Source organism: Pseudomonas sp. 22082 (assembly GCF_052046055.1).
Taxonomy (GTDB): Bacteria; Pseudomonadota; Gammaproteobacteria; order Pseudomonadales; family Pseudomonadaceae; genus Aquipseudomonas; species Aquipseudomonas pharyngis.
The window spans coordinates 1-25,356 of record NZ_JBQEQB010000035.1 but is presented as its reverse complement, the minus strand read 5'-3'; the positions used below and the strand labels follow the sequence as shown (position 1 = coordinate 25,356).

Here is a 25,356-nt window from a genome sequence, read left to right as displayed (position 1 = left end):
AAAAAACATAAATGCTGGCACAATCGCTGCAACTCCCTATACATGCTTGCCATTCAAGTGCATACGGAGCTGAAAGACATGAACCTGATCCAAGAAAAATTTACCTCCCTGTTCTCCAACTTCGCCGTCACCACCCAGCCCCGTCCCGATGGCGGGATTCTGCTGACGCTGAAGAGTGCCGACGGCAAAGTGTTCAAGCGTGCACTCACCTATCAGCAATTGCATACCGGTGACCAACTGTCGTGGGCGATCAGCGCGATCCGTCGTGATCTGGCAGAACAAGCCAGCGAGCTGCCGCAGATCGGCATGTTGCAAAGCCAGCAGCGTTTCGCCCTGCCGACTTATCACTCGATGTAATTCGAACACCGTATAAACAGACAGGCCGTGGAGCTTTCGCTTCACGGCCTGTTTTTTTTGCGCGTCGATTGGGTGAACTCAGAACGCTTCCGGCTCAATCCCGGTAAAGCTGTCGACGGTCACATGCCCTGCCAACTCCCCGCCTTCACGGGCCAGCCCGCAGGTTTGCAGGCCGGCAGCCTGGGCAGCATCGAGTTCCTGGACGATGTCGGACAGGAACAAGATCTCCTGCGGCTCGACCCCGATGGCCTGCTGGATGTTGCTGTACGACTGCGCTTCGCGCTTGGGGCCCGACGTGGTATCGAAGTAGCCACTGAACAGCGGCGTCAGATCCCCTGCTTCCGAGCAGCCGAAAATCAGCTTCTGCGCCTGGATCGAACCGGACGAATAAACAAACAGTTGATACCCGGCCTGATGCCAGCGCTGCAGCGCTTCAACGGCGTCCGGGTAAACATGGCCTTTCAACTGGCCGGCCTGATAACCCTGCTCCCAGACCATGCCCTGCAACGCTTTGAGCGGCGTGGCTTTGCGGTCTTCGGCGATCCACGCCAGCAGAATTTCCACGACCCGCTCGACGTCAGCCTGCGGTTCGTTGCTGTCGCGGCGCACGGCGTCCAGTTGCTCGGCAACATCTGCGCGCTGAGCGTTCTGGCGAACGAAATCCGGCAGGTGCTTGGCGGCATACGGAAACAGCACGTCGAACACAAAACTCACCGCGCTGGTGGTGCCTTCGATGTCGGTGAGAATGACCTTGATCGACATTGGCTCAGTCCTCCAGACGCGGGAAGCGGCCGGCGATGTCTTCGCCGGTGAAATTGGCGACCCAGCCTTCAGGGTTGTTGAACAGGCGGATTGCCACGAAGTGCGGGTTCTCGCCCATGTCAAACCAGTGTTTGGTGCCGGCCGGCACCGAAATCAGGTCGTTCTTCTCGCACAGCACGGCGTAGACGTAATCATCGATGTGCAGGGTAAACAGACCGCGACCGGCGACGAAGAAACGCACTTCATCTTCGCCGTGGCGATGTTCTTCGAGGAACTTGGCGCGCAACTCGGCTTTTTGCGGGTGATCGCTGTTGAGGCTGATGACATCGACGGTGATGTAACCGCGCTCGGTCATCAGTTTATCGATCTGCTCTTTGTAGGCACCGATCACTTCTTCCTGGCTGGCGCCCGGCTGGATCTTCGCGGCGGCTTGCCAGCGGTCGAAGCGCACGCCCTGCTCGGCCAGGGTCGAGGCGATGTCTTCGAAATGGGTCAGCACCTTGTTCGGAATCTCGGGGCTGGAAACGTGATAGACGGACAGGCTGCTCATGGGGCATTCCTCGGTATCGGCCTTGCCGTCCGGTTCTTTCAGACCGGTCGGGCACTGCATTCATCAGGCAAAGGGGCTGGTTCTGGTGAAGTCAGCCTTGGCGGTTCATGACGCTGCGGGTCTTCAACTCGCATTCAAACAGGAATTCAAAGGCCTCGATCTGACGCAGCGCGTCACTCATCTGCGCGCCCCAGGTGTAGAGGCCGTGGCCGCGAATCAGATAACCCACGCAATCGGGATGGGCGTCGAGCCAAGGCTGCACCTTGGCGGCGAGGCGCGCAATGTCCTGATCGTTGTCGAAGATCGGCACGCGCACCCGGGATTCGTGGGTGGAGATGCCGCTGAAGGCTTTTTGCAGTTCGTAATCTTCGAACTCGATGAAGTCTTGCGGCGTCAGGCGCGACAGCACCGTGGCGTTCACCGAGTGGGTGTGCAGCACCGCGCCGATCTCCGGGCGCCAGCTGTAGAGCTGGGTATGCAGGAGGGTTTCGGCGGACGGTTTTTTGCCGGGCTCCAGGCTGTTGCCGGACAGGTCGGTGGCGAGCACGTCGTCCAGGCCCAACTGGCCCTTGTGCTTGCCGGACACCGTCAGCAGCGCTTCGCTCGGTGACAGGCGCGTCGAGTAATTGCTGCTGGTGGCCGGCGACCAGCCGCGACCATAAAGAAAACGCCCGGCGTCGACAATTTGCTGGGCAAGCTGTTCACGGGTAAGGCTCATGGCCTGTCCTCTTGCATTCGAATGGCAATGATAACGGCAGCGGCGAGCGCTGCGAGACTGGCAATACTAAAGGTCAATGTCGCGCCGAGGGCATTCCAGCTGTAGCCGGAATACAACGCGCCGAGCGCGCCACCGGTGCCGGCCAGCGCTGCATACAGCGCCTGGCCCTGCCCTTGCTGACGCGCGCCAAAGCTACGTTGCACGAACGCGATGGCAGCCGCATGAAAGCTGCCGAACGTCGCCGCATGCAGCACCTGGGCAAACAACAGGACCCACAGGAATTCGGCGAACGAACCTAGCAGCAACCAGCGCAACGCCGCCAGCAGAAAACTCGCCATCAGCACCCGCCGCAGGGAAAAACGCGCGAGGATCAGGCTCATGGCCATGAACATCAGCACTTCTGCCACCACGCCGACCGCCCAGAGCATGCCGATCACGCCACGGCTGTAGCCCAAGCGTTCGAGGTGCAGGGTCAAAAATGTGTAATACGGCCCGTGGCTCATCTGCATCAGCGCCACGCAACCGTAAAACGCCAGCACCCCGGGATTGCGCAGTTGCTTGAGAAAGCCTTCGCCCGTCGGCCGGTTGCCCTGAGGCGGTTGTGCGTTCGGCACCCACAGGCTACTGAGCACGATGCCGGCCATGATCAACACCAGCGCCGCCGGGTAGATATCGAGGCTGAGCCACTCGAACAGGCGACCGAGGGCGACCACGGTGATGATGAAACCGATCGAGCCCCACAGCCTGATCTGACTGTAGCGGGAGGTCTGGCCCTGCAAATGCGCCAGGGTGATGACTTCGAACTGCGGCAGCACCGCGTGCCAGAAGAATGCATGCAAGGCCATGACCATCGCCAGCCAGGCGTAGGTCTTGCTGACAAAAATCAGCGAGAAGGTCAACAGCGTGCAAACCGCACCAAAGCGCACAATGGCCAGGCGCCTGCCGGTGTAATCGCCGAGCCAGCCCCAGATGTTCGGCGCCACGCAGCGCATCAGCATCGGGATCGCCACCAGCTCGCCGATCCGCGCGGCACTGAAACCGAGGTGATCGAAGTACAGCGCCAGAAACGGCGCCGTCGAACCGAGCAAGGCGAAATAGAAGAGATAGAAACTGGACAGCCGCCAGTACGGGAGCGCCGCCACGCTCAGACCGCAGCGGCAGTGAGTTGACCCATCAGAGCTGGCCCAGCACCGGGGTGCTCACGCGCACATCGGCGTTCTGGCCACGGTGGCGCAGCAGGTGATCCATCAGCACGATGGCCATCATTGCCTCGGCAATCGGCGTGGCGCGGATACCGACACATGGGTCGTGACGGCCCTTGGTAATGACATCGACCGGGTTGCCGTCGATGTCGATCGAACGGCCCGGGGTGGTGATGCTCGAAGTGGGCTTCAACGCCAGATGCGCGACGATCGGCTGCCCCGAGGAGATCCCGCCAAGGATGCCGCCAGCGTTGTTGCTGAGGAAACCTTCCGGAGTCATTTCATCGCGGTGCTCGGTGCCACGTTGGGCAACGCAGGCAAAACCGGCGCCGATTTCCACGCCTTTGACCGCGTTGATGCTCATCAGCGCATGGGCCAGTTCGGCGTCGAGACGGTCGAAGATCGGCTCGCCCAGGCCCGGCATCACGCCTTCGGCAACCACAGTGATCCTGGCGCCGACGGAGTCCTGATCGCGACGCAACTGGTCCATGTAGGCTTCCAGCTCCGGCACTTTGTCCGGATCCGGGCTGAAGAAGGCGTTCTGCTCGACCGATTCCCAGGTCTTGAACGGGATTTCGATCGGGCCGAGCTGGCTCATGTAGCCGCGAATGACGATGCCCTGGCTGGCCAGGTACTTCTTGGCGATGGCGCCGGCCGCGACGCGCATGGCGGTTTCCCGCGCCGAGCTGCGACCGCCGCCGCGATAGTCGCGCTCGCCGTATTTGTGGTGGTACGTGTAGTCGGCGTGGGCCGGGCGGAACAGGTCCTTGATCGCCGAGTAGTCCTTGGACTTCTGGTCGGTGTTGCGGATCAGCAGACCGATGGAGCAACCGGTGGTGCGGCCCTCGAACACCCCGGAGAGGATCTCGACTTCGTCGGCTTCCTGGCGCTGGGTGGTGTGGCGGCTGGTGCCCGGCTTGCGACGGTCAAGGTCGCGTTGCAGGTCTTCAAGGGAAATCTCCAGGCCCGGCGGGCAGCCGTCGACAATGGCGACCAACGCCGGACCATGGCTTTCGCCCGCGGTGGTGACAGTGAACAGCTTGCCGTAGGTATTGCCGGACATGCAGGACGCTCCGTTAAATCGAACCCAGATTCGTGATGCGCGCCAGTATACGCAGGCTAACCGAGTAGTTCATCCTCGAACCTTAGCGGTGTGGGTGAGTCCAACCGGCACCTTGGCAAATGATGGCGTGATGATGCTGCGAGTTTTGATCTTGAGCCTTTCCCTGTTTACCGGCTTCGTCCAGGCGACTGTCCTGCAACGTCCGGTCACGTTGACGACTGACAACGGCGAACTTTTCGGCTCGCTGTTGCTGCCCAAATCCGACAACCCCGTGCCGGTTGTCCTGATCCTTTCAGGCTCGGGTCCTACCGATCGTGACGGAAACAACCCCGACGGTGGACGCAATGACAGCCTCAAGCGACTGGCCTGGGTGCTGGCCAAACACAACATCGCCAGTGTGCGTTTCGACAAGCGCGGCGTGGCCGCCAGCCTGGCGGCAACCCCGGACGAGCGAAACCTGTCGGTGGAAGCCTACGTGGCGGACGCTGTGGCCTGGGGGCAGAAACTGAAAGCCGATCCGCGCTTCGGTCCGTTGATTTTGCTGGGCCACAGCGAAGGTGCATTGATCGCCAGCCTGGCGGCGCCGAAGGTGGACGCCGCCGCGGTGATCTCCCTCTCTGGCACAGCCCGGCCCATTGATCAGGTACTGCGCCGGCAACTGGCCCGCAGCCTCCCTCCTCCTTTGATGCTGCGCAGCAACGAATTGCTCGACAGCCTCAAGGCCGGGCGCACCGACGACAATGTGCCGGCGCCCTTACAGGTGATTTTCCGTCCGAGTGTGCAGCCGTACCTGATTTCGCTGTTCCGTCAGGATCCGGCGGCGGCCTTCGCTCAACTGCAAATGCCGGCGCTGATCGTGCAGGGCAGCAACGACATTCAGGTTCAGGTCGATGATGCGAAATTGCTCAAGGCTGCCAAACCGGACGCGCAACTGGCGCTGATCGAAGGCATGAACCACGTGTTGCGCATCGTGCCAAACGACGTGAAGCGGCAATTGGCGTCCTACAAGGATCCGAATTTGCCCTTGGCGGCTGAACTGGGGACACGCGTCCTTGAATTTATTGACGGACTTCGCACCCGTTAAGCTCTTTTACCCTCCAGTCTTGCAGAAAACGGCCGATAAGCCTTTGTCGCCAGCGTACTGGCTGGCGGCAAGCAGCTTGGACAGGATCTCGCCGTTATGACCGATACCCAGACTTCACCCGACACCACCGCTGAAAAAGACGCACCGCCAGCGGTCGAGCTGCCATGGGCGGATGTCCACGTCGAGCACCACAAGATGCTCCGCCTGGCGCCGTTGCAGACCGACCGCAACACCGGCGGGCGGCCGCTGCGTTTCGTTGAATTCGGATACGCCGAGCGCAACGGCAAAGAACACAGCCTGATGCGCATGGCGATCAAGTTGCCTGCTCAGCGTGTGCGCAAAGAACAGAATCATCTGGACGTGTGGGTCGATCACACGACCAAACGCGTGCATTTCGGCCCGGACAGCGGTCTGCAGATCGAACCGATGAACCGTGGCATCGGCCGCTTCATGGCCGCCCAGGGCATCAACTGGGCGAAAAAACGCTGGCCCACCTACACCGTCGACGGCATGGACTTGAACAACAAGGACGCGCTGAACGAAGACACTCGCTTGCGCCGCGATCACTTTTTGCGGGTGCATGGCTTTGATGTGGCTTACGCCGACGCCCAGCATTTGAAGGGCAGCGTCAAGGAAGTGAAGGTTGGTGACTTGCTGGGCGACTGGAACAGCGAGAAGCTGCAGATCGTCGAAATTCTTGAAGCTGCGCAAATGCTGCAGCAGGCCGAGCAGAACCTCGCCGAGCAGGAAGTGAAGCTGAAGAAGCAGGAAGACAAGGTCAGCAAGTTCAAACGCGAAGACGCCGGGTTGCGGTTCACCATTACTTGTCTGGTGGCGTTTGCGGTGTTTCAGGCTGGGTTGCTGATCTGGATTGCAACGCACCGTTGATGGCTTGAGACCACGGTACCGCCATTCGCGAGCAGGCTCGCTCCCACAGGGGAATGCATTTCAGCTGTGGGAGCGATTCATGCCATTTAGACGCGGGAAGCGAAGAGTGCCTGATGGGCGCGGCACTGTTCGGCGGTCAGCATGAACACGCCATGCCCGCCGCGCTGGAACTCCAGCCAGGCGAAATCGACTTCCGGGTACAGCGCTTCGACGTGTACCTGGCTGTTGCCCACCTCGACAATCAGCAGACCCTTCTCGGTCAGATGATCCGCCGCTTCGGCGAGCATCCGGCGTACCAGGTTCAAACCGTCGTCGCCGCAGGCCAGGCCCAGTTCCGGCTCGTGCTGGTATTCGTCCGGCATGTCGGCGAAATCTTCCGCATCGACGTAAGGCGGGTTCGACACGATCAGGTCGAAACGCTGGCCCGGCAGGCCATCGAAACCATCGCCCTGCACGGTGAACACCCGCTCATCGACGCCATGGCGCTCAATGTTCTGGTTCGCCACTTCCAGCGCTTCGAACGACAGATCCGCCAGCACCACTTCGGCATTCTGGAACTCGTAGGCGCAGGCGATGCCGATGCAACCGGAGCCGGTGCACAGGTCGAGAATCCGCGCAGGTTCGTCACCGATCCATGGGGCAAAACGGTTTTCGATCAGCTCGCCAATCGGCGAACGCGGGATCAGCACGCGCTCATCGACGATGAACGACATGCCGCAGAACCAGGCTTCGCCCAGCAGGTAAGCGGTGGGAATGCGTTCTTCGATGCGGCGCTTGAGCAGGCGCTGAAGATTGACCAGTTCATCGTCTTCCAGCGCGCAATCCAGATAGCTGTCAGCGATTTCCCATGGCAGGTGCAAGGCACCGAGCACGAGCTGCCGGGCTTCGTCCCAGGCATTGTCGGTGCCATGGCCGAAAAACAGATCCTCCCCATGGAAGCGGCTGACGGCCCAACGAATGTGGTCGCGCAGGGTACGAAGTCGGGAAGTGATCACGGGGCAGAACTCCAGAAAAAACGACTGGCGATTCTAGCAGCCAAAACGCGCCGCGACGACGCAGGAAAGATCCCGGGGCGACGGTAGGACTCTTCCGATTTTCCCCTCGGCTATTGAACAGATCGTGTAACTTGACAAGGCTGCAGGCCAGCAACGACGGTGTCTACGATGGTAGCGATTCACAGAACCGCTCAGCCAGAGGACAATGTCGCAAAAGCCCCACCCGAAGGAGCCCCAGAATGTCCGTTCCAAAAACGATGTTTCAACTCAGCGGTCGCGGTTACGCAGCGGCCACGTTGAGCCATGCCACCGTGGTCATCATCGATGCCCAGAAAGAGTACCTCAGCGGCCCGCTGGCCCTGAGCGGCATGGACGCGGCTGTCGCGAACATCAAACAACTGGTTGCCGCCGCCCGCGCGGCCGGCCGGCCGATCGTGCATGTGCGCCACCTCGGCACCGTCGGCGGTCTGTTCGACCCGCAGGGCGAACGCGGCGAGTTCATCCCCGGCCTGGAACCCCAGGGCGATGAAACCATCATCGGCAAGTTGCTGCCGAGCGCTTTTCACGGCACCGAACTCTACGATCGTCTGCAAACCATCGGCTCGCTGGACCTGATCGTCTGCGGTTTCATGAGTCACTCCAGCGTCAGCACCACCGTGCGCGCGGCGAAGAACCTGGGTTTCCGCTGCACCCTGGTCGAAGATGCCTGTGCCACCCGCGATCTGCCATTCAAGGGCCGCGTGCTCAGCGCCGAACAGGTGCAGGAAGCGGAAATGGCGATCATGGCTGACAACTTCGCTACCCTCGCCCTGACCCAGGATCTGATCTGATCTTCCGTAAATGAGCGGCTCAGCCCGCCGCTCATCTGCAAAAACCTCGCATTTGCTTCAATTACCCTAGCCTCAGGAACAACCCGGTCAACTCCCGGTCGAAGGGCCGATACCCATTGAGGAAGGTCGGAATGAAGTTATCCGATGGATTTGACGCACGCCGCTTGCGGCCCAAAGGCCAAAGCAACTGGCGATTTCGATTCGGCGCGGCGATTGCGGCCATACTGGCGACGTTCGGCGTGCTGCTGGCGATGGCCGGGGCCGCCAGCCTGCTGGGGCGCCCACCGGCGCTCGGCGACCTGAACGCAACCCCGCTCGGCTCCGCAATCATTCTCGCAGTCGGCCTGCTGTTCCTGTATTTCGGCGTGGCCCTGTGGCGTCGTTGCCGGCGTCGCGCACGGCAATCGCGAGAATTGAACATGTCCCCGCACCTGATGAAAAAACACGATTGATCGACGGCCTGGCTTTTTGCCGGGCCGTTTTGTATCCGTTTGGGTAAACTGGCCGCCCTTCGCGGAGGCTGATATGCAAGACGACGATTTTTCCCTGTTCAAAAGTGCGATCCAAGGCGTCAAGCCGATCAAGCACGACCGCGCCGACACCGGCAAACCCAAGGCTGACCGAGACCGGATCGCCAAGCTGCGCCAGTCCGCCACCGTGCGCACCGACACCACCACCGTTGACGGCCTGTCCGATCAGTTCGTGATTGACGTCGGCCCCGAAGACGAGCTGATGTGGGCCCGTGACGGCGTGCAGGAAAGCCAGATGCGCAAGCTCAAGATCGGGCAGATCCCGTTCGAAGGCAGCCTCGACCTGCACGGCATGAGCGTAGAAAAAGCCCGCGAAACCCTCTGGGCGTTTCTCGCCGAAGCGACCAAATTCGAAATCCGCTGCGTGCGCGTCACCCACGGCAAGGCTGTGCGTCTGGACGGCAAGCGGCCGATGATCAAAAGCCACGTCAACACCTGGCTGCGCCAGCATGCGCAAGTGCTGGGTTTCTGCTCGTGCCAGGCGAAACATGGCGGCGCCGGCGCCGTGTATGTGATGCTCAAACGCACCATGATGGAAGGCCGCGACGAATAATCCCGTCACACCGAACTTGCAGGGTCGTGTCCGCCACCGTACCCTTGCCCTTTGCGAAAATCCCCACAGGTAGTTTCATGTCCCTGGAACAGAATTACACCGCGATTCTCGGCCAACTGGGCGAGGACGTCTCCCGCGAGGGCCTGCTCGACACGCCAAAGCGTGCCGCCAAAGCCATGCAGTACCTCTGCCGCGGTTATGAACAGACGCTCGAAGAGGTCACCAACGGTGCCCTGTTCAGCTCCGACAACAGCGAAATGGTGCTGGTCAAGGACATCGAGCTCTACTCGTTGTGCGAACACCACCTGCTGCCGTTCATCGGCAAGGCCCACGTCGCGTACATCCCGAGCGGCAAAGTGCTAGGCCTGTCGAAGGTCGCGCGGATCGTCGATATGTACGCCCGCCGCCTGCAGATTCAGGAAAACCTCAGCCGCCAGATCGCCGATGCGGTCCAGCAAGTCACCGGCGCGCTGGGCGTGGCCGTAGTGATCGAGGCCAAGCACATGTGCATGATGATGCGCGGTGTGGAGAAACAGAATTCGTCGATGATCACTTCGGTGATGCTCGGTGAGTTCCGTGAAAACGCAGCGACCCGCAGCGAGTTTCTCAGCCTGATCAAGTAATGCGTGACAGAAAAAACCGGCGTTGATCGCCGGTTTTTTTTCGTCCGTGAAAAATCGGGTAAGCTGCGCGCCTTCTTCAATCTCCCTGTGAGGCTTGTAACGTGTTCGTCAAAGCGCTTCGTGTCGGCCTCGGCCAACTGATCATCTTCCTTGATTTCCTCACCCGCCCGGGCAAGAAGCAGCGCCCCGCCGCTGCCCAGGCTCAGGTTGATGCCGCCGCCAGGAGCCTGACCCTGTATCAGTTCCACGCCTGCCCGTTCTGCGTGAAGACCCGCCGCAGCCTGCGCCGCCTGAACGTTCCGGTGGCCCTGAAGGATGCGAAGAACAACGAGCAGGATCGCCAGACCCTGCTGGAAGAGGGCGGCAAGATCAAAGTGCCGTGCCTGCGCATCGAAGAGAACGGCCAGACCACCTGGATGTATGAGTCGAACACGATCATCGAGTATCTGAACCAGCGGTTCGCCGCAGTCTGAATCAAAAAAACCGGCCTGATGAAGGCCGGTTTTTTCATGCGGCCTCGGCGGCCTGCGCCTGGCGCACCACCGCTGCCAGGCGTTTGAGCCCTTCGTCCAGTCGAGCCGGGTCGATGTGACTGAAGTTCAGGCGCAGATGACCGGGGTTGCGATCCGGATCGGGAAAGAACGGTTCGCCGGGCATGAACGCCACATCGTTGGCCAGCGCGGTGTTCAGCAACGTGCGGGTGTCCAGCGGTTGCTTCAGGGTCAGCCAGAAAAACAGCCCGCCCTGCGGCGTGTTCCAGTCCGCCAGATCGGCGAAATGGGTTTCCAGCGCCACTTGAAAGGCATCGCGGCGCTGACGATAGAAGCCACGCAATTCACTCAAGTGCTGCTGATATTTCTCACTGCCAATCCACTGCAATGCCTGCCACTGACCGATGCGGTTGGTGTGCAGATCCGCCGACTGCTTGAGTTTGAGCAGATGCGGAAACAGGTCCGGACTGGCGATCAGGTAGCCGACGCGCAGACCCGGCAACAGGGTTTTGGACACGGTGCCGGTGTAGATCCAGCTGGATTTCTTGAGGCGCCCGGCAATCGGCTGGGCGCTGGCGCCGTCGAAGGTCAGCTCGCGGTAAGGCTCGTCTTCGATCAGGGTCACGCCGAATTCGTCGAGCAATGTCGCAACGGCTTCGCGCTTGGCTTCGCTGTAGCGCACGGCCGATGGGTTCTGGAAGGTCGGAATCAAATAAATGAACGCCGGGCGGTGCTGCTCCAGACGCTGGCGCAACTGTGCGAGGTTCGGGCCATCAGCCTCCAGCGGCACGGTCAGGCAATCGGCGCCGAACAGCTGAAAAATCTGCAAGGCCGCCAGATAGGTCGGTGCTTCGAGCAGGATTTCGGTGCCCTTGTCGATGTACAGCTTGGCCGCCAGGTCCAGAGTCTGCTGGGAACCACTGACTACCAGCACCTGACTCGCCTCACACGGCAAACCCAGTGCCCTCGCCTCTGCTGCCAGCGCTTCGCGCAGTGCTGGCTCACCTTCACTCATGCCGTACTGGCCGAGAGAAACTGGCATCTCAGCCCACTCGACCTTCGGCAACATGGCTTCAGCCGGCAAACCGCCAGCGAAAGACATCACTTCCGGACGCTGGGCCGCGGCAAGGATTTCACGGATCAGAGAACTTTTGAGGCGCGAGACACGTTCGGAAAAAGCCATGGAAGTCACCGCTAGCGAGGCATGGGAAAAATGAGTCAAACTTGTTGACTGAAATTACGACACCTCACTCGGAAACGTCAACATGCTTGACCTTAAAAACTGCGCCAGCCAACAACAGGCCATGGAAGCCTTCTTCTTCGGTTATCAGGCGTTCACCGCCAAGGCTGACGAAATGCTCGAGCGTCGCGGCCTGTCCCGAGTGCATCAACGCATTGTGTTTTTCATAGCTCGCTATCCGAACCTGAGCGTCAAGGAATTGCTCGCGCTGCTCGGCGTCAGCAAGCAGGCGCTGAACATGCCGTTGCGGCAATTGCAGGAAATGCACCTGGTGAACAGCGTGGCGTCCGAGACCGATAAACGTAAACGCCTGCTGGAGCTGACCGTCGAAGGTGCGAAATTTGAGCAGGCGCTGCGTCGTGAACAGGTGAAATTGCTCGAGCGCGTCTTTGCCGAAGCCGGCGAAACGGCGGTCAACGGCTGGCTGGCGGTCAATCTGGCGCTGGGAACCAATCGCCCAACCGAGTGATATAGCTCGATCACCAGTCTTTTCGTCTACAAAACCAAAAACAATATTTGCTTTATTTGTACACAAAAGCATAATCCACAGCGTGCGAGTTCCTGACCGCATGGTCAACAAATTCGCGTATGCCTCAAAGGACCGCTGCCACCCCTCATGGGTCCGGTCCTGGAAATAACAATAAAACTCTTGAGGAGTACTCGCTGTGGAAAGCCGCAAATCCGAAGCATCGACGCTGGAACTCTCGCCGCCGTTACGCACTGGCCTGCTTGAGCGCATCTTCAAACTCAGCTTGCATGGCACCACGGTGAAGACCGAGCTGATTGCCGGTCTGACAACCTTCATCACCATGGCCTACATCATCTTCGTCAACCCGAACATCATGGCCGATGCCGGGATCGATCACGGTGCAGCCTTCGTCGCCACCTGTATCGCCGCCGCGCTGGGCTGCCTGCTGATGGGCCTCTACGCCAACTGGCCGGTGGGCCTGGCGCCGGGCATGGGTCTCAACGCTTTCTTCACCTACACCGTGGTCGGCACCATGGGCTACAACTGGGAAACCGCCCTCGGTGCGGTGTTCGTCTCGGGCGTGCTGTTCATGATCCTGACCTTTTCGCGGATTCGCGAATGGCTGCTCAACAGCATTCCGGTCAGCCTGCGCTATGCGATGGGTGCCGGCGTGGGTCTGTTCCTCGGGCTGATCGGCCTGAAAACCGCCGGCATCGTCGTCGATAGCCCGGCCACCCTGATCAAGCTCGGCTCGCTGCGTGAACCCGGTCCGCTACTTGCCGCCATCTGCTTCCTGATGATCGCGATCCTCAGCTATCACAAAGTGTTCGGCGCAATCCTCATCAGCATCATCACCGTGACACTGGCCGGTTGGGGAATTGGTCTGGTGCACTACGAGGGCATCATGTCCGCGCCGCCAAGCCTGGCGCCAACCTTCATGGCCATGAACGTCGTCGGCGTGTTCAACGTCAGCATGATCAGCGTGGTGCTGGCCTTCCTGTTCGTGCACATGTTCGACACCGCCGGCACCCTGATGGGCGTCGCCCAGCGCGCTAACCTGGTGAACCCTGACGGGCGCATCGAAAACCTGTCCCGCGCCATGAAAGCCGACTCCGCCTCCAGCGTATTCGGCGCGGTAGTTGGTGTCCCTCCCGTCACCAGCTACGTGGAAAGTGCCGCCGGCGTGGCCGCTGGTGGTCGGACTGGTCTTACCGCCGTCACCGTGGGTGTGCTATTTATAGCCGCGATGTTCTTTGCACCGCTGGCCGGCATGATTCCCGCCTATGCCACCGCTGGCGCGCTGATTTATGTAGCGATGCTGATGATGGGCGGCATGGCGCACATCGAATGGGACGAAGCGACCGACAGCATTCCGGCGATCGTCACCGCGATCATGATGCCGCTGACCTTCTCGGTCGCCGACGGTATCGCGCTGGGCTTCATTACCTATGTCGCGCTGAAGGCCGGCACCGGTAAATACAAGGAAATCTCCGTCAGCCTGTGGGTGCTCTGCGCGATCTTCATCGCCAAGTTCATCTTCCTGTAAGCACTACGCGGTTCATGCTTCAAAACAGCCTCACCTCACCGGGTGGGGCTTTTGCACATTCTTGATAACGATAAAAAGGAGCAAGTGATGAGTCTGGAAACCTGGCTGCTGTTCAGCGGCGCTGCGCTGGTGGTGATCCTGATTCCGGGGCCGCTGTCGTTGCTGATGATCAGCAACAGTCTGAATTACGGTCTACGCCGTTCCTACCCGGCCTTTCTGGGTGGCGTGAGTGCATCGATCTGCCTGCTCAGCGCTTCGGCTCTGGGCCTGGGTGCCCTGCTGCTGGCATCGGAAAAGCTGTTCAGCGCATTGAAGATCGTCGGCGCCCTGTACCTGTTCTACCTCGCCTGGCAGAGCTGGCAGCAATCGCGTCAGCCATCGGTCGGGGCCGAAGTCCCGAATGCAGCGCCGGCTCCACGCTTTCGCGCGCTGTTCGGTCGAGCCTTTGTACTGGGTGCAAGCAATCCAAAAGATATCCTGTTCTTTGCCGCCTTCCTGCCGCAGTTCCTTAATGCCGAGCAGCCATTTCTGCAACAACTGCTGGTGATGATCGCGACCTGGACGGTGCTTGATCTGTTGTGCAAGCTGACCTACGGCCTCGGCGCCCACGGCGCGGCGCGTTACCTGCGCAGCGGCAAGGGCCAGAGCTGGTTCAACCGCATCAGCGCCGGATTGTTTGGTGGCGCAGGGGCGGCATCGTTGCTGAGCAGCCACTGACCCCGGCACACCGGCTGACACCTGGAAACATCTGATTCGGTGCGTAGACATATCTACCGCATTTCGCCGAGTCGATTCATTGAACATCCAGCCTCTCCCGTCCGGAGAGACATGAATCGACTCTGCGAGTACCTATCCCATGAGCCCCAAACGTCCAACACGCCCCAAACCAGCAACCTCATCACAGGAATCGAACGTCGGGATCCGCGATTCAACGATTCCGATCATTTCACGTCCACCCCCGACAGCCCCTCATCACGGTATCGACGCAACACCCACAATCGCCCCGCGCGAGTTTGTTCATACATATCCCGAACACAGTGTCCTTGAGATCGTCGACCTCCCCGCTGACACGCTGATCACCCCTGTCGCTCCCCACATGCCGATCGACCAGTATTTTCTCCCACCGAGACTGCTCACCCGCCTGCCCGATCCCGATCCACGATCAGGCATTCGATCAGCCGGGGCGCTGAGGCACTATGTCGATCTCCAGGAAGGTGGAACAGTGCTGGTCGGCAACGATGCGGAAAACGGTTTCAGGGCCAGGCTTGCGAGTGAAATCAACCCTTCCGGCCCTTGGCTCGAACAGATAGAAGGCTCACTTCAATGGCGCGTACGCTCGAGGGCTGAAACCGACGACGCGCCTTCCACCCTGTTCATCAGTCGCGTGCCAGTGCCGCAGGACGCTGCCACATCCGGACAATGGGCTGACCCGTGGCGACAATGGGAACCTCCTCTCCATCACCGATCGCCAGACGACATCATCGTCGACGGAATCCATTACAAATTGCTGCCGCGTGGCACCGATGCCGGAGATCCGATCGTATATATCAAGAACCCGGAGCACATGATTTACGACTTCGCGCTGCTGGAGCGGGTTCTGCGAAGAGATTTCATGCAACAACCCCGTGGCGCGATCCGCGTACCTCCTGCGTTTCACTGGGAAATCGACCCGAATCCGCCCTTCCAGCAACCGTTGACGGACTATGTCGCCAATCGGTTTCCACAACTGTCCCAAACCACGGTCCGCAACGTGGCCAGACACCAGTTCGTCCTCGCCAATGGCGGCGACATTGCCACGGGCAGCGGACTTACCCGGCTCAGGCAAACCTTCAATGACTGGCGCATGGGCAACGATGCACTGCGCCCGGAGCTGGCCGATCCACTGCTGATGCTGCCGATACTGCATACGTCCAGCAACGCCCACAGCAACGATCTGACGCTGGAGCTTCCGACTCCCAATACGGACGGCTCCCTGCAACGACTGGACTTCGATCCGGAGAGGTTTCGGCCGCAATGGCGAAATTACATGTTGACGCAGTCAGCGGTCGACCTGAAGCGCTTCATGGCGTACGTGCTGCGACACAATGGCTACGAAGTTTTCGATCCCAGCAGGGCAACCGTATATCCAACGTTGGTTCTTCGCCAGAAGATGCACGACTTTGTGTATTGCCTGAGCCTATATCGCGTCAGGGGCCGGAAAATTCATCGGCTGACGAATCTCGAGCCGAACGACTTCGACGCACGACTGGAGCATCTGGTCGACCCGCCGGCAGCACAGGTGGTCAGAGAGGCACATGCACAAAACCGGTTGATCTGGCTCAAGGGTGGATCTCAAATACTCGCCTCCCACGCGGATACCGTTTTCATCGTCAGGGACAATGACGCGAGGCTTTGAAACCGTGACTCTGCCTGCCGGTGGTGGTTCGAAACGCAAAAAAAAGCCCGCAGTGTGAGCGGGCGAAAGACCAAAGAAGCTATATGCGCAGTCGCTTCCCGGTGGGGGCAGCTGCTTGGGGGTCAGCTGCCCCGATAGGTGGAATAGCTGTAAGGCGAGATCAGCAACGGCACGTGGTAGTGATCCTGTTCGGCAGAGATGCCGAACCGCAGCACCACCACGTCCAGAAATGCCGGCTCCGGCAACTGGACGCCACGGGCGCGGTAGTAATCGCCGGCGTGGAACTGAACCTGATAGACACCGGTACGGTAGTCATCGCCTTGCAGCAGCGGCGCATCGACCCGGCCATCGCTGTTGGTAAGCGCACTGGCGACCAATTCCAGGTGCGAACCTTCAACGCGGTACAGCTCGACCTTGATCGAGCTGCCCGGGCAACCGTGTGCAGCGTCCAAAACGTGTGTTGTCAAACGTCCCATTGATTCTGCGCGCCTGCCTGCGTGGAGCAGTCAGGCCTCGCGCCTCCCGAAGTCAGTTGAAAAGGAGACCGCACCGTTTCGGAGCACGAAAAGCTGCGGCGAGCGACTGATTAAGACACTTTTAAAAAAAATTGTACACAATAAAAACGACATTTTTCCTCTCACCCCCAGCCTCCGCCGATTTTCCGCTGCTCAGCCCTCGAACCATACATTCATTGAACCTCTGATCCATTAGCTGACTGATCAGGCAGATTTCTTGCAGGCTCTCACCGTTATCAGCAAAAGAGGACGGCCGGTGAAAAATGCGAAAATTCAGGCTTACAAATTGAGAATAAAGTTGTATACAATCAGCCCATCGCTGTGACGCCAGCTGCCATCCCATCTTCAAGGCGCCACACAATCTGTCAACGAATAAGAAGGAAGACTGCAGTGAGCGCTGACTACCCACGCGACCTGATCGGTTACGGCAGTAACCCTCCTCACCCACACTGGCCGGGCAATGCCCGGATCGCCCTGTCCTTCGTACTCAATTACGAAGAAGGTGGCGAGCGCAACATCCTGCATGGCGACAAAGAATCGGAAGCCTTCCTCTCGGAAATGGTCGCGGCCCAGCCTCTGCAAGGCGCGCGCAACATGAGCATGGAATCGCTTTACGAGTATGGCAGTCGCGCCGGCGTCTGGCGGATCCTGAAACTGTTCAAGGAATTCGACATTCCGCTGACCATCTTCGCCGTGGCCATGGCCGCCCAGCGTCACCCGGATGTGATCCGCGCGATGGTCGCGGCCGGTCACGAGATCTGCAGCCACGGCTACCGCTGGATCGACTACCAGTACATGGACGAGGCGCAGGAACGCGAGCACATGCTCGAAGCGATCCGCATCCTCACCGAACTCACCGGCGAGCGCCCGCTGGGCTGGTACACCGGTCGCACCGGCCCGAACACTCGTCGTCTGGTGATGGAAGAAGGCGGTTTCCTCTACGACTGCGACACCTACGACGACGACCTGCCCTACTGGGAACCGAACAACCCGACCGGCAAGCCGCACCTGGTGATCCCGTACACCCTGGACACCAACGACATGCGCTTCACCCAGGTCCAGGGTTTCAACAAGGGCGACGATTTCTTCGAATACCTCAAGGATGCGTTCGACGTGCTTTATGCCGAAGGCGCCGAAGCGCCGAAGATGCTGTCGATCGGTCTGCACTGCCGTCTGATCGGCCGTCCGGCGCGTCTGGCTTCGCTCAAGCGCTTTATCGAATACGCTAAAAGTCATGAACAGGTGTGGTTCAGCCGCCGCGTCGACATCGCACGTCACTGGCACGAAACCCACCCGTACCAAGGGGCTGCCAAATGAGCACCTTTCAAACCCTGCAACCGTCGACCCTGAGCCGCGACGCCTTCGTCAACGCCTTCGCCGACATCTACGAACACTCGCCATGGGTGGCCGAGAAGGCCTTCGACCTGGGCCAGGATGCGTCGATCGACCAGATCGAAACCCTGCACCAGCGCATGAGCGACATCCTGTTGAGCGCCGATCACGCCAGTCAGCTGGCACTGATCAACGCTCACCCGGACCTGGCCGGCAAAGCTGCCGTCCAGGGCGAGTTGACCGAAGCCAGCACCCATGAACAGGCTGGCGCCGGTATTCACCAATGCACGGCCGAAGAGTTCCAGCGCTTCACCGAGCTGAACGACGCCTACAAAGCCAAGTTCAAGTTTCCCTTCATCATGGCGGTAAAAGGCAGCAACCGGCATCAGATCCTCGCGGCGTTCGAAACGCGCATTCACAACCCGGTCGACACCGAGTTCAAATGCGCGCTGGCGGAGATCAACAAGATCGCCCTGTTCCGATTACTGACTCTCTAGCAAGCCTGGCCCGAGAAACCTCTAGAACGCTTGTGTTTCCCAGGGCCCTGCAAGCATCCCCAGCCACTTATTTAAAGGCAGACAAGAAGAATGAAAGCTTACGCCGTACCTTTCGAGAAGTTCGTCAACCTGGCCGATGCCCGTCTGGGCACCAAAATCATCTCGGTCACCGATGACTGGTTTGCAGACGCCAATCGTCTGTTTCAGCCGACCCCGGCCGTGTGGAAGGAGGGCGTGTTCGATGACAACGGCAAGTGGATGGACGGCTGGGAGTCCCGCCGCAAGCGCTTCGAAGGCTACGACAGCGCGGTGATCCGCCTGGGCGTACCGGGTTCGATCAAAGGCGTGGACATCGACACTTCATTCTTCACCGGCAACTTCCCGCCATCGGCCTCGCTGGAAGCGTGCTTCCTGGCGTCGGGCGAGCCGGACGAAAACACCCAGTGGACTGAAGTGCTGTCGGCCGTCGAACTGCAAGGCAACAGCCACCACTACCACGAAATCAGCAACGACAAGGCGTTCAGCCACCTGCGCTTCAACATCTACCCGGATGGCGGCGTGGCCCGTCTGCGCGTGTACGGCATTCCGTTCCGCGACTGGTCGGCTGTTGGCGACAACGAGCAAGTCGACCTGGCCGCAGCCCTCAACGGTGGCCGCGCCCTCGCCTGCTCCGACGAACACTTCGGCCGCATGAGCAACATTCTCAACCCGGGCCGTGGCATCAACATGGGCGACGGCTGGGAAACCGCACGTCGTCGTACCCCGGGCAATGACTGGGTGATCGTCGCGCTGGGCCACCCGGGCGAGATCGAAAAAATCATCGTCGACACGCTGCACTTCAAGGGCAACTACCCGGACACCTGCTCGATCCAGGGCGCGTTCGTCAAGGGCGGCACCGACAGCCAGATCGAAACCCAGTCGCTGTTCTGGCGTGAACTGCTGCCGAGCCAGAAGCTGGAAATGCACGCCGAACACACCTTCGTCGAGCAGATCAAGGCACTGGGCCCGATCACCCACATCCGTCTGAACGTGTTCCCGGATGGTGGTGTGAGCCGCCTGCGCGTTCTCGGCAAGGTCGCTAAATAAGCGGTGCGCCCTTCGCGAGCAAGTCGAATCGTCGCACCGCCGCTCCCACAGGGGAATGCGATCGAATGTGGGAGCGGGCTTGCTCGCGAAGGCGTCAGAACCAACAACACAGAACTCAACGAAAAGAAGAACAGCATGCGCACACTGACGATTGAACCGCTGACCAAAGAAGCCTTCGCCCCTTTCGGTGACGTGATCGAAACCGACGGCAGCGATCACTTCATGATCAACAACGGTTCGACCATGCGCTTCCACAAACTGGCGACGGTCGAAACCGCGACGCCTGAGGACAACGCGATCATCAGCATCTTCCGCGCCGACGCGCAGGACATGCCACTGACCGTCAGCATGCTGGAACGCCATCCGCTGGGCAGCCAGGCTTTCATTCCGCTGCTCGGCAACCCCTTTCTGATCGTGGTCGCGCCACTTGGCGATGTACCTGTATCAGGCTTGGTCCGCGCCTTCGTCACCAACGGCAGGCAGGGCATCAATTACCATCGCGGCGTCTGGCACCACCCGGTGCTGACGATCGAAAAGCGGGATGACTTCCTGGTGGTTGATCGCAGTGGCACAGGCAATAACTGCGATGAGCATTTTTTCAAAGAGGATGAGCGTTTGATCCTCGCCCCCCACCAATAAGAGAAGGTCTGATCACTCGACAACAAGAGTGACAGGCGAGAGGTAAAGACTGTGGAAGCACATCTGTTGGAATGGCTGAACCTGAGCGTGCGCTGGGTTCACATGATCACTGGCGTGGCCTGGATCGGCGCGTCGTTCTACTTCGTCTGGCTGGAGAACAACCTCAACCGCGTCAATCCGAAAACCGGTCTTGCCGGTGATCTGTGGGCGATCCACGGCGGCGGTATCTATCACCTGGAAAAATACAAACTGGCCCCTCCGTCGATGCCGGAGAACCTGCACTGGTTCAAATGGGAAGCCTATTTCACCTGGATGTCGGGGATCGCGCTGCTGTGCGTGGTGTTCTACTCCAACCCCGTGCTCTACCTCGTGGCACCCGGCAGCGGCCTGACCGGCCCTGAAGGCGTGGCCATCGGCATCGGTTCGCTGATCGCCGGCTGGTTCATCTACGACTTCCTCTGCGACTCGCCTCTGGGCAAGAAACCTGCCCTGCTCGGCTTCATCCTGTTCGTGCTGATCATCGGCGCGGCGTATGGCTTCAGCAAGGTATTCAGCGGTCGCGGTGCCTACCTTCACGTCGGCGCGATCATCGGCACCATCATGGTCGGCAACGTGTTCCGCATCATCATGCCGGCCCAGCGCGCCCTGGTCGCCGCGATCGCCGAGAACCGCACGCCGGATCCGGCCCTGCCGGCCAAAGGCCTGCTGCGTTCGCGTCATAACAACTACTTCACCCTGCCGGTGCTGTTCATCATGATCAGCAACCACTTCCCGAGCACCTACGGCAGCCAGTACAACTGGCTGATCCTGGCCGGGATCGCGGTGTTGGCGGTGTTGGTGCGTCACTACTTCAACACCCGTCACGACAGCCACAAGTTTGCCTGGACCCTGCCAGTGGCAGCGGTGGGCATGATCAGCCTGGCGTACGTCACCGGCCCGGCGCCGATGTCGACCGCGCCGGACGTGGCCAAGGCACCTGCGAAAATCGAGTACCAGCCACTGCCGGAAACGGCGCTGGGTGGTGGCGCGAAACCGGCTGAAGCGGCACAACCAGCCGCCCCTGCTGCACCGGCCGCAGCTCCCGCTCAGGCGTCCAATGCGGGCCCGGGTTTCGACAAGGTGCACTCGGTGATCCAGGAACGCTGCGCGGTCTGCCACTCGGCCAAACCGACCAGCCCGCTGTTCAGCGCGGCACCGGCCGGTGTGATGTTCGACACCCCCGAGCAGATCCGCCAGAACGCGGCGCGGATCCAGGCGCAAGCCATCACCACGCAGATCATGCCACTGGGCAACATCACGCAGATGACCCAGCAGGAACGTGACCTGATCGGTGCATGGATCGCCCAGGGAGCCCAGACCAACTAAGCAGTAAAAGCATCGCTGGCAAGCCAGCTCCCACAGGGTTTTGCACTGCCTGTGCGGGAGCTGGCTTGCCAGCGATTAGCCGCAACGCGGTTTACCTGATGCAAAGAAACAGCTGTGAGCAACCCGGCAGCTGTTCAATCACAAGAATAAAAAAGATCCGAGGTGTTGCATGTCCGAGCTGTCCAAAGCGCGCATCCCCGACGCACCCGCCATTCAGCGTTTGCCCCTTTTGCAACTGATCCTGGTCGGTCTGCAACATGTACTGCTGATGTATGGCGGCGCCATCGCGGTACCGCTGATCATCGGACAGGCCGCTGGCCTGAGTCGTGAAGAAATCGCCTTCCTGATCAACGCCGACCTGCTGGTCGCCGGCATTGCCACCATCGTGCAGTCCTTGGGCATCGGCCCGATGGGCATCCGCATGCCGGTGATGATGGGCGCCAGTTTCGCCGCCGTCGGCAGCATGGTCGCCATGGCCGGCATGCCCGGCATCGGTCTGCAGGGAATCTTTGGCGCCACCATCGCCGCCGGGTTCTTCGGCATGATCATCGCGCCGTTCATGTCCAAGGTCGTCCGCTTCTTCCCGCCGCTGGTGACCGGCACGGTCATCACCTCGATCGGTTTGTCGCTGTTCCCCGTGGCCGTGAACTGGGCCGGTGGCGGCGCTGGCGCCGCTCAATTCGGTTCACCGATTTATCTGGCCATCGCCGCACTGGTGTTGGCCACCATTCTGTTGATCCACCGCTTCATGCGCGGTTTCTGGGTCAATATTTCCGTGCTGATCGGCATGTGCCTGGGCTACGTGCTCTGCGGCGCCATCGGCATGGTCGACCTGAGCGGCATGGCCAACGCGCCGTGGGTTCAGTTCGTCACCCCGCTGCATTTCGGCATGCCGAAGTTCGAACTGGCACCGATCCTGTCGATGTGTCTGGTGGTGGTGATCATCTTCGTCGAGTCCACCGGGATGTTCCTCGCGCTGGGCAAGATCACCGGTCAGGAAGTCTGCCCGCGCATGCTGCGTCGCGGCCTGCTGTGTGATGCCGGCGCGTCGTTCTTCGCCGGTTTCTTCAACACCTTCACCCACTCCTCCTTCGCGCAGAACATCGGCCTGGTGCAGATGACTGGCGTGCGCTGCCGGTCGGTGACCATCGTCGCCGGCGGTCTGCTGATCGTCCTGAGCCTGCTGCCCAAAGCCGCGTTCCTGGTGGCATCGATTCCACCGGCGGTACTGGGAGGCGCGGCGATTGCGATGTTCGGCATGGTCGCGGCCACCGGCATCAAGATCCTGCAAGAGGCCGACATCGGCGACCGTCGCAACCAATTGCTGGTGGCGGTGAGCATCGGCATGGGCCTGATCCCGGTGGTGCGTCCGGAGTTCTTCGCCCACCTGCCATTGTGGATGAGCCCGATCACCCACAGCGGGATCGCCATGGCCACCCTCAGCGCGCTGACGCTGAACCTGTTGTTCAACATCCTCGGTGGCGCCGAACGCGCCGCGATCAACGACTGCCACGCACACCCGCACTGATCCGAAGAGTAAAAAAAGGGGGCTCGCCCAAGCCTGCCCCCTCGCGACAGCTTTGCCTCAAACAATAAAAACAAGAGGGAGCAACAGATGATCCGGACTCAAACCAGCGTGTTGTTGGGCGGCGGCCTGCTGGCCGCATCGCAAGCCATGGCCGGCGATTTATTGCTGTGGCAGACCAACAGCCTGAGCTACCTGTACGGCAAGAACTTCGCGATCAACCCGTCGATCCAGCAGACGGTGACGTTCGAGCACGCCGACAAGTGGAAGTACGGCGACAACTTCCTGTTCGTCGACAAGATCTTCTACAACGGCCAGGAAGACCGCAACAAAGGGCCCCACGCGTTCTATGGCGAATTCAGCCCGCGCCTGTCGTTCGGCAAGATCTTCGACAAAAAGCTGGAATTCGGCCCGATCAAGGACGTACTGCTGGCCATGACCTACGAGTACGGCGAAGGCGACAGCGAGGCCTACCTGATCGGCCCCGGCTTCGACCTCAAGGTACCGGGCTTCAACTATTTCACCCTGAACTTCTACCGCCGCCAGACCGAAGGCCCGCGCCCCGGCGACGGCGTCTGGCAGATCACCCCCGGCTGGTCCTACAGCATTCCCGTGGGCAATTCCGACCTGTTGATCGACGGCTATCTGGACTGGGTGGTCGACAACGATCAGAACTCGCGCGGCACCTATCACGCCAACCTGCACATCAACCCGCAGATCAAATACGACCTGGGCAAAGCCCTCGGCTGGGGTGAAAAGCAGGTGTACGTCGGCACCGAATACAGCTACTGGAAAAACAAATACGGGGTCGAAAACACCCACAGTTTCGACACCAACCAGAACACCGCCAGCCTGCTGGTCAAGGTGCACTTCTAAGATGACCCGCAACCGTGCCCCGTACCTGTCGTCGGTGCTCTGTTGCGGGGCACTTGAGGCCTGGCCGTTGAGTCAGTATTCTCCGCGGCCTCCTGAATTCGGTCTAAAAAAAAGCCCGAATTTAATTTCTGACCGAAAAGCCAACTTATCCAGGCTTCGGTCAGTACCGAGGCATCCCGAAAACACGCTCAATCGACTGTTTTTCAGCAGCCGACGGGCGTTTTTTTGCTTTTCGAAAAGCCTTGGCTCAGCTCTTGCTAACAGCATGAAAGCTGACCGGATGGATGATTTTTTGCTGCAACGAAAAAAGGCGCCACACCAGAGCGCCGACTCAAAAAAATAAACGTGGAACACCTACTTTGGGAGCAACCGAATGAAACGTATGTGCACCAGCCTGATGCTTGCGGGATCGCTGCTGGCAGGGGGTCAGGCCATGGCCGACGGCCTGCTGCAATGGCAGAACAACAGCCTGACCTACCTCTATGGCAAGGACTTCCAGGTCAACCCGCGCATTCAGCAGACCGTCACCTTCGAACACGCCGATGCCTGGAAGTACGGCGACAACTTCGTGTTCGTCGACAAGATCTTCTACAACGGCAAGGATGACGGCGGTGTCGGCTCGAACACTTACTACGGCGAAATCAGCCCGCGTCTGTCGTTCGGCAAGATCTTCGATCAGAAACTGGCTTTCGGTCCGGTCACCGACGTACTGCTGGCCATGACCTACGAATTCGGTGAAGGCGATACCGAGTCGTACCTGATCGGTCCAGGCTTTGACCTGGCGATCCCGGGCTTCGACTACTTCCAGCTGAACTTCTACCAGCGCCACACCGAAGGCTCCCGCGCCGGTGACAACGTCTGGCAGATCACCCCGGTCTGGTCCTACACGATTCCGGTCGGCGACTCGAACATCCTGATCGACGGCTTCATGGACTGGGTGGTCGACAACGACTCCAACTCCAAAGGCGATTACCACGCCAACCTGCACTTCAACCCACAGGTCAAATACGACCTGGGCAAGGCGCTGAGCATTGGCGAGAAGCAGCTGTATGTGGGTGTCGAGTACGACTACTGGTCGGACAAGTACGGGATCAAGGACAGCCAGTACTTCAAGACCGATCAGAGCACCACGAGCTTCCTGGTGAAGTTCCACTTCTGATCCTGGTGTCAGTGGCGTCTGAAAGGACGCCTTCGCGAGCAAGCCCGCTCCCACACTGGTTTTGTG

The 25,356-nt window shown here is 60.1% G+C and carries 29 protein-coding genes; 21 read left to right on the top strand and 8 right to left on the bottom strand.

All coding sequences use genetic code 11. From position 1 onward, the window contains the following. Positions 1-78: 78 nt before the first annotated feature. Positions 79-357, top strand: a complete 279-nt coding sequence (locus tag ACTJK9_RS28100) for a DUF3509 domain-containing protein (protein WP_039769924.1) — start codon at positions 79-81, stop codon at positions 355-357. A 78-nt stretch (positions 358-435) separates the two neighbouring features. Here ACTJK9_RS28100 and mtnC read toward each other — a convergent pair whose 3' ends face one another. The 5 genes from mtnC to aroC all read right to left on the bottom strand — a co-directional run bounded on the left by mtnC (position 436) and on the right by aroC (position 4,652). Beyond that, on the bottom strand, positions 436-1,119 hold the full coding sequence (gene mtnC / locus ACTJK9_RS28095; RefSeq protein WP_221399088.1) for an acireductone synthase: 684 nt from the start codon (positions 1,117-1,119) through the stop codon (positions 436-438). Between the two features lie 4 nt (positions 1,120-1,123). After that, positions 1,124-1,669 (bottom strand): 1,2-dihydroxy-3-keto-5-methylthiopentene dioxygenase, encoded by a 546-nt coding sequence (locus ACTJK9_RS28090; protein WP_039770173.1) that lies wholly within the window; start codon positions 1,667-1,669, stop codon positions 1,124-1,126. Between the two features lie 91 nt (positions 1,670-1,760). After that, the gene (locus ACTJK9_RS28085; RefSeq protein ID WP_007959997.1) at positions 1,761-2,387 is read right to left on the bottom strand and encodes a methylthioribulose 1-phosphate dehydratase; all 627 of its coding nucleotides are present in this window, start codon (positions 2,385-2,387) and stop codon (positions 1,761-1,763) included. After that, positions 2,384-3,529, bottom strand: a complete 1,146-nt coding sequence (locus ACTJK9_RS28080) for an MFS transporter (protein ID WP_221399087.1) — start codon at positions 3,527-3,529, stop codon at positions 2,384-2,386. The genes ACTJK9_RS28085 and ACTJK9_RS28080 overlap by 4 nt, the downstream gene beginning before the upstream one ends. A 31-nt stretch (positions 3,530-3,560) precedes the next feature. Continuing rightward, positions 3,561-4,652: a chorismate synthase gene (aroC, locus tag ACTJK9_RS28075; protein ID WP_440817588.1), complete on the bottom strand. Its 1,092-nt coding sequence runs from the start codon at positions 4,650-4,652 to the stop codon at positions 3,561-3,563. 130 nt (positions 4,653-4,782) lie between these two features. Here aroC and ACTJK9_RS28070 point away from each other — a divergent pair, with 130 nt between their 5' ends. Continuing rightward, positions 4,783-5,736 carry an alpha/beta hydrolase gene (locus tag ACTJK9_RS28070; protein WP_039769918.1) on the top strand — a complete coding sequence of 318 codons (954 nt, stop codon included), beginning with the start codon at positions 4,783-4,785 and terminating at the stop codon, positions 5,734-5,736. A gap of 96 nt (positions 5,737-5,832) precedes the next feature. After that, on the top strand, positions 5,833-6,624 hold the full coding sequence (locus ACTJK9_RS28065) for a hypothetical protein (RefSeq protein ID WP_085613492.1): 792 nt from the start codon (positions 5,833-5,835) through the stop codon (positions 6,622-6,624). An 86-nt stretch (positions 6,625-6,710) separates the two neighbouring features. On the opposite strand, the gene prmB is transcribed toward ACTJK9_RS28065, so the two are convergent. Further along, positions 6,711-7,619, bottom strand: coding sequence for a 50S ribosomal protein L3 N(5)-glutamine methyltransferase (gene prmB, locus ACTJK9_RS28060; RefSeq protein ID WP_064594620.1), 909 nt, complete (start codon positions 7,617-7,619; stop codon positions 6,711-6,713). 239 nt (positions 7,620-7,858) lie between these two features. Here prmB and ACTJK9_RS28055 point away from each other — a divergent pair, with 239 nt between their 5' ends. From ACTJK9_RS28055 to ACTJK9_RS28035, 5 genes are all read left to right on the top strand, one after another. Next, positions 7,859-8,449 (top strand): cysteine hydrolase family protein, encoded by a 591-nt coding sequence (locus ACTJK9_RS28055; protein ID WP_011333204.1) that lies wholly within the window; start codon positions 7,859-7,861, stop codon positions 8,447-8,449. 131 nt (positions 8,450-8,580) lie between these two features. Next, the gene (locus ACTJK9_RS28050) at positions 8,581-8,901 is read left to right on the top strand and encodes a hypothetical protein (RefSeq protein ID WP_007960009.1); all 321 of its coding nucleotides are present in this window, start codon (positions 8,581-8,583) and stop codon (positions 8,899-8,901) included. Positions 8,902-8,974: 73 nt separating this feature from the next. Continuing rightward, positions 8,975-9,532, top strand: coding sequence for a Smr/MutS family protein (locus tag ACTJK9_RS28045; RefSeq protein WP_039769915.1), 558 nt, complete (start codon positions 8,975-8,977; stop codon positions 9,530-9,532). Between the two features lie 77 nt (positions 9,533-9,609). Further along, positions 9,610-10,155 (top strand): GTP cyclohydrolase I FolE, encoded by a 546-nt coding sequence (folE, locus tag ACTJK9_RS28040; RefSeq protein WP_003204506.1) that lies wholly within the window; start codon positions 9,610-9,612, stop codon positions 10,153-10,155. Positions 10,156-10,256: 101 nt separating this feature from the next. Then, positions 10,257-10,628 (top strand): glutaredoxin family protein, encoded by a 372-nt coding sequence (locus tag ACTJK9_RS28035; protein ID WP_085613494.1) that lies wholly within the window; start codon positions 10,257-10,259, stop codon positions 10,626-10,628. Positions 10,629-10,662: 34 nt separating this feature from the next. Here ACTJK9_RS28035 and ACTJK9_RS28030 read toward each other — a convergent pair whose 3' ends face one another. Further along, on the bottom strand, positions 10,663-11,829 hold the full coding sequence (locus ACTJK9_RS28030) for a PLP-dependent aminotransferase family protein (protein WP_440817581.1): 1,167 nt from the start codon (positions 11,827-11,829) through the stop codon (positions 10,663-10,665). A gap of 82 nt (positions 11,830-11,911) precedes the next feature. Here ACTJK9_RS28030 and ACTJK9_RS28025 point away from each other — a divergent pair, with 82 nt between their 5' ends. The 4 genes from ACTJK9_RS28025 (at position 11,912) to ACTJK9_RS28010 (ending at position 16,296) form a co-directional block, all read left to right on the top strand. Next, positions 11,912-12,355 carry a MarR family winged helix-turn-helix transcriptional regulator gene (locus ACTJK9_RS28025; RefSeq protein ID WP_039769905.1) on the top strand — a complete coding sequence of 148 codons (444 nt, stop codon included), beginning with the start codon at positions 11,912-11,914 and terminating at the stop codon, positions 12,353-12,355. Between the two features lie 196 nt (positions 12,356-12,551). Further along, complete coding sequence (locus tag ACTJK9_RS28020; RefSeq protein ID WP_440817578.1) at positions 12,552-13,901, top strand: NCS2 family permease; 1,350 nt, start codon at positions 12,552-12,554, stop codon at positions 13,899-13,901. An 87-nt stretch (positions 13,902-13,988) separates the two neighbouring features. Then, complete coding sequence (locus ACTJK9_RS28015) at positions 13,989-14,618, top strand: LysE family translocator (RefSeq protein WP_085649368.1); 630 nt, start codon at positions 13,989-13,991, stop codon at positions 14,616-14,618. Between the two features lie 139 nt (positions 14,619-14,757). Beyond that, complete coding sequence (locus ACTJK9_RS28010) at positions 14,758-16,296, top strand: hypothetical protein (RefSeq protein ID WP_440817575.1); 1,539 nt, start codon at positions 14,758-14,760, stop codon at positions 16,294-16,296. Positions 16,297-16,418: 122 nt separating this feature from the next. Here ACTJK9_RS28010 and uraH read toward each other — a convergent pair whose 3' ends face one another. Then, the gene (gene uraH / locus ACTJK9_RS28005; protein WP_011333195.1) at positions 16,419-16,772 is read right to left on the bottom strand and encodes a hydroxyisourate hydrolase; all 354 of its coding nucleotides are present in this window, start codon (positions 16,770-16,772) and stop codon (positions 16,419-16,421) included. A gap of 429 nt (positions 16,773-17,201) precedes the next feature. On the opposite strand from uraH, the gene puuE reads away from it, so the two are divergent. The 9 genes from puuE to ACTJK9_RS27960 all read left to right on the top strand — a co-directional run bounded on the left by puuE (position 17,202) and on the right by ACTJK9_RS27960 (position 25,290). Next, complete coding sequence (gene puuE, locus ACTJK9_RS28000) at positions 17,202-18,128, top strand: allantoinase PuuE (protein WP_064594599.1); 927 nt, start codon at positions 17,202-17,204, stop codon at positions 18,126-18,128. Continuing rightward, complete coding sequence (uraD, locus tag ACTJK9_RS27995) at positions 18,125-18,640, top strand: 2-oxo-4-hydroxy-4-carboxy-5-ureidoimidazoline decarboxylase (RefSeq protein WP_085613502.1); 516 nt, start codon at positions 18,125-18,127, stop codon at positions 18,638-18,640. Before puuE ends, uraD begins: the two co-directional genes overlap by 4 nt. A gap of 90 nt (positions 18,641-18,730) precedes the next feature. Further along, positions 18,731-19,726 carry an allantoicase gene (alc, locus tag ACTJK9_RS27990; RefSeq protein WP_007960036.1) on the top strand — a complete coding sequence of 332 codons (996 nt, stop codon included), beginning with the start codon at positions 18,731-18,733 and terminating at the stop codon, positions 19,724-19,726. A 135-nt stretch (positions 19,727-19,861) separates the two neighbouring features. Beyond that, entirely contained in the window at positions 19,862-20,365 is a 504-nt protein-coding gene (locus ACTJK9_RS27985) for an ureidoglycolate lyase (RefSeq protein ID WP_027613342.1), read from the top strand. Between the two features lie 51 nt (positions 20,366-20,416). Further along, positions 20,417-21,730: a urate hydroxylase PuuD gene (locus ACTJK9_RS27980; RefSeq protein WP_039769892.1), complete on the top strand. Its 1,314-nt coding sequence runs from the start codon at positions 20,417-20,419 to the stop codon at positions 21,728-21,730. A gap of 169 nt (positions 21,731-21,899) precedes the next feature. Further along, a complete protein-coding gene (locus ACTJK9_RS27975) occupies positions 21,900-23,258 on the top strand; it encodes a nucleobase:cation symporter-2 family protein (RefSeq protein WP_011333188.1) in 1,359 nt (452 codons plus the stop codon). A gap of 87 nt (positions 23,259-23,345) precedes the next feature. Further along, positions 23,346-24,131, top strand: coding sequence for an outer membrane protein OmpK (locus ACTJK9_RS27970; protein WP_221399079.1), 786 nt, complete (start codon positions 23,346-23,348; stop codon positions 24,129-24,131). Between the two features lies 1 nt (position 24,132). Beyond that, entirely contained in the window at positions 24,133-24,474 is a 342-nt protein-coding gene (locus ACTJK9_RS27965; RefSeq protein WP_129973340.1) for a hypothetical protein, read from the top strand. 30 nt (positions 24,475-24,504) lie between these two features. Beyond that, on the top strand, positions 24,505-25,290 hold the full coding sequence (locus ACTJK9_RS27960; protein ID WP_064594588.1) for an outer membrane protein OmpK: 786 nt from the start codon (positions 24,505-24,507) through the stop codon (positions 25,288-25,290). Positions 25,291-25,356 lie beyond the last annotated feature (66 nt).

Bases quoted from the DNA above. Each gene is read 5' to 3' on its own strand.
- ACTJK9_RS27985 (WP_027613342.1), top strand. From the start codon at position 19,862: ATGCGCACACTGACGATTGAACCGCTGACCAAAGAAGCCTTCGCCCCT.
- aroC (WP_440817588.1), bottom strand. From the start codon at position 4,652: ATGTCCGGCAATACCTACGGCAAGCTGTTCACTGTCACCACCGCGGGC.
- ACTJK9_RS28015 (WP_085649368.1), top strand. From the start codon at position 13,989: ATGAGTCTGGAAACCTGGCTGCTGTTCAGCGGCGCTGCGCTGGTGGTG.
- ACTJK9_RS28070 (WP_039769918.1), top strand. From the start codon at position 4,783: ATGATGCTGCGAGTTTTGATCTTGAGCCTTTCCCTGTTTACCGGCTTC.
- ACTJK9_RS28010 (WP_440817575.1), top strand. From the start codon at position 14,758: ATGAGCCCCAAACGTCCAACACGCCCCAAACCAGCAACCTCATCACAG.
- ACTJK9_RS28065 (WP_085613492.1), top strand. From the start codon at position 5,833: ATGACCGATACCCAGACTTCACCCGACACCACCGCTGAAAAAGACGCA.
- folE (WP_003204506.1), top strand. From the start codon at position 9,610: ATGTCCCTGGAACAGAATTACACCGCGATTCTCGGCCAACTGGGCGAG.
- ACTJK9_RS28055 (WP_011333204.1), top strand. From the start codon at position 7,859: ATGTCCGTTCCAAAAACGATGTTTCAACTCAGCGGTCGCGGTTACGCA.
- ACTJK9_RS27970 (WP_221399079.1), top strand. From the start codon at position 23,346: ATGATCCGGACTCAAACCAGCGTGTTGTTGGGCGGCGGCCTGCTGGCC.
- ACTJK9_RS27975 (WP_011333188.1), top strand. From the start codon at position 21,900: ATGTCCGAGCTGTCCAAAGCGCGCATCCCCGACGCACCCGCCATTCAG.
- alc (WP_007960036.1), top strand. From the start codon at position 18,731: ATGAAAGCTTACGCCGTACCTTTCGAGAAGTTCGTCAACCTGGCCGAT.
- ACTJK9_RS27965 (WP_129973340.1), top strand. From the start codon at position 24,133: ATGACCCGCAACCGTGCCCCGTACCTGTCGTCGGTGCTCTGTTGCGGG.
- ACTJK9_RS28025 (WP_039769905.1), top strand. From the start codon at position 11,912: ATGCTTGACCTTAAAAACTGCGCCAGCCAACAACAGGCCATGGAAGCC.
- ACTJK9_RS28100 (WP_039769924.1), top strand. From the start codon at position 79: ATGAACCTGATCCAAGAAAAATTTACCTCCCTGTTCTCCAACTTCGCC.
- uraD (WP_085613502.1), top strand. From the start codon at position 18,125: ATGAGCACCTTTCAAACCCTGCAACCGTCGACCCTGAGCCGCGACGCC.
- ACTJK9_RS28090 (WP_039770173.1), bottom strand. From the start codon at position 1,669: ATGAGCAGCCTGTCCGTCTATCACGTTTCCAGCCCCGAGATTCCGAAC.
- mtnC (WP_221399088.1), bottom strand. From the start codon at position 1,119: ATGTCGATCAAGGTCATTCTCACCGACATCGAAGGCACCACCAGCGCG.
- uraH (WP_011333195.1), bottom strand. From the start codon at position 16,772: ATGGGACGTTTGACAACACACGTTTTGGACGCTGCACACGGTTGCCCG.
- ACTJK9_RS28045 (WP_039769915.1), top strand. From the start codon at position 8,975: ATGCAAGACGACGATTTTTCCCTGTTCAAAAGTGCGATCCAAGGCGTC.
- ACTJK9_RS28085 (WP_007959997.1), bottom strand. From the start codon at position 2,387: ATGAGCCTTACCCGTGAACAGCTTGCCCAGCAAATTGTCGACGCCGGG.
- ACTJK9_RS28030 (WP_440817581.1), bottom strand. From the start codon at position 11,829: ATGGCTTTTTCCGAACGTGTCTCGCGCCTCAAAAGTTCTCTGATCCGT.
- ACTJK9_RS28050 (WP_007960009.1), top strand. From the start codon at position 8,581: ATGAAGTTATCCGATGGATTTGACGCACGCCGCTTGCGGCCCAAAGGC.
- ACTJK9_RS27960 (WP_064594588.1), top strand. From the start codon at position 24,505: ATGAAACGTATGTGCACCAGCCTGATGCTTGCGGGATCGCTGCTGGCA.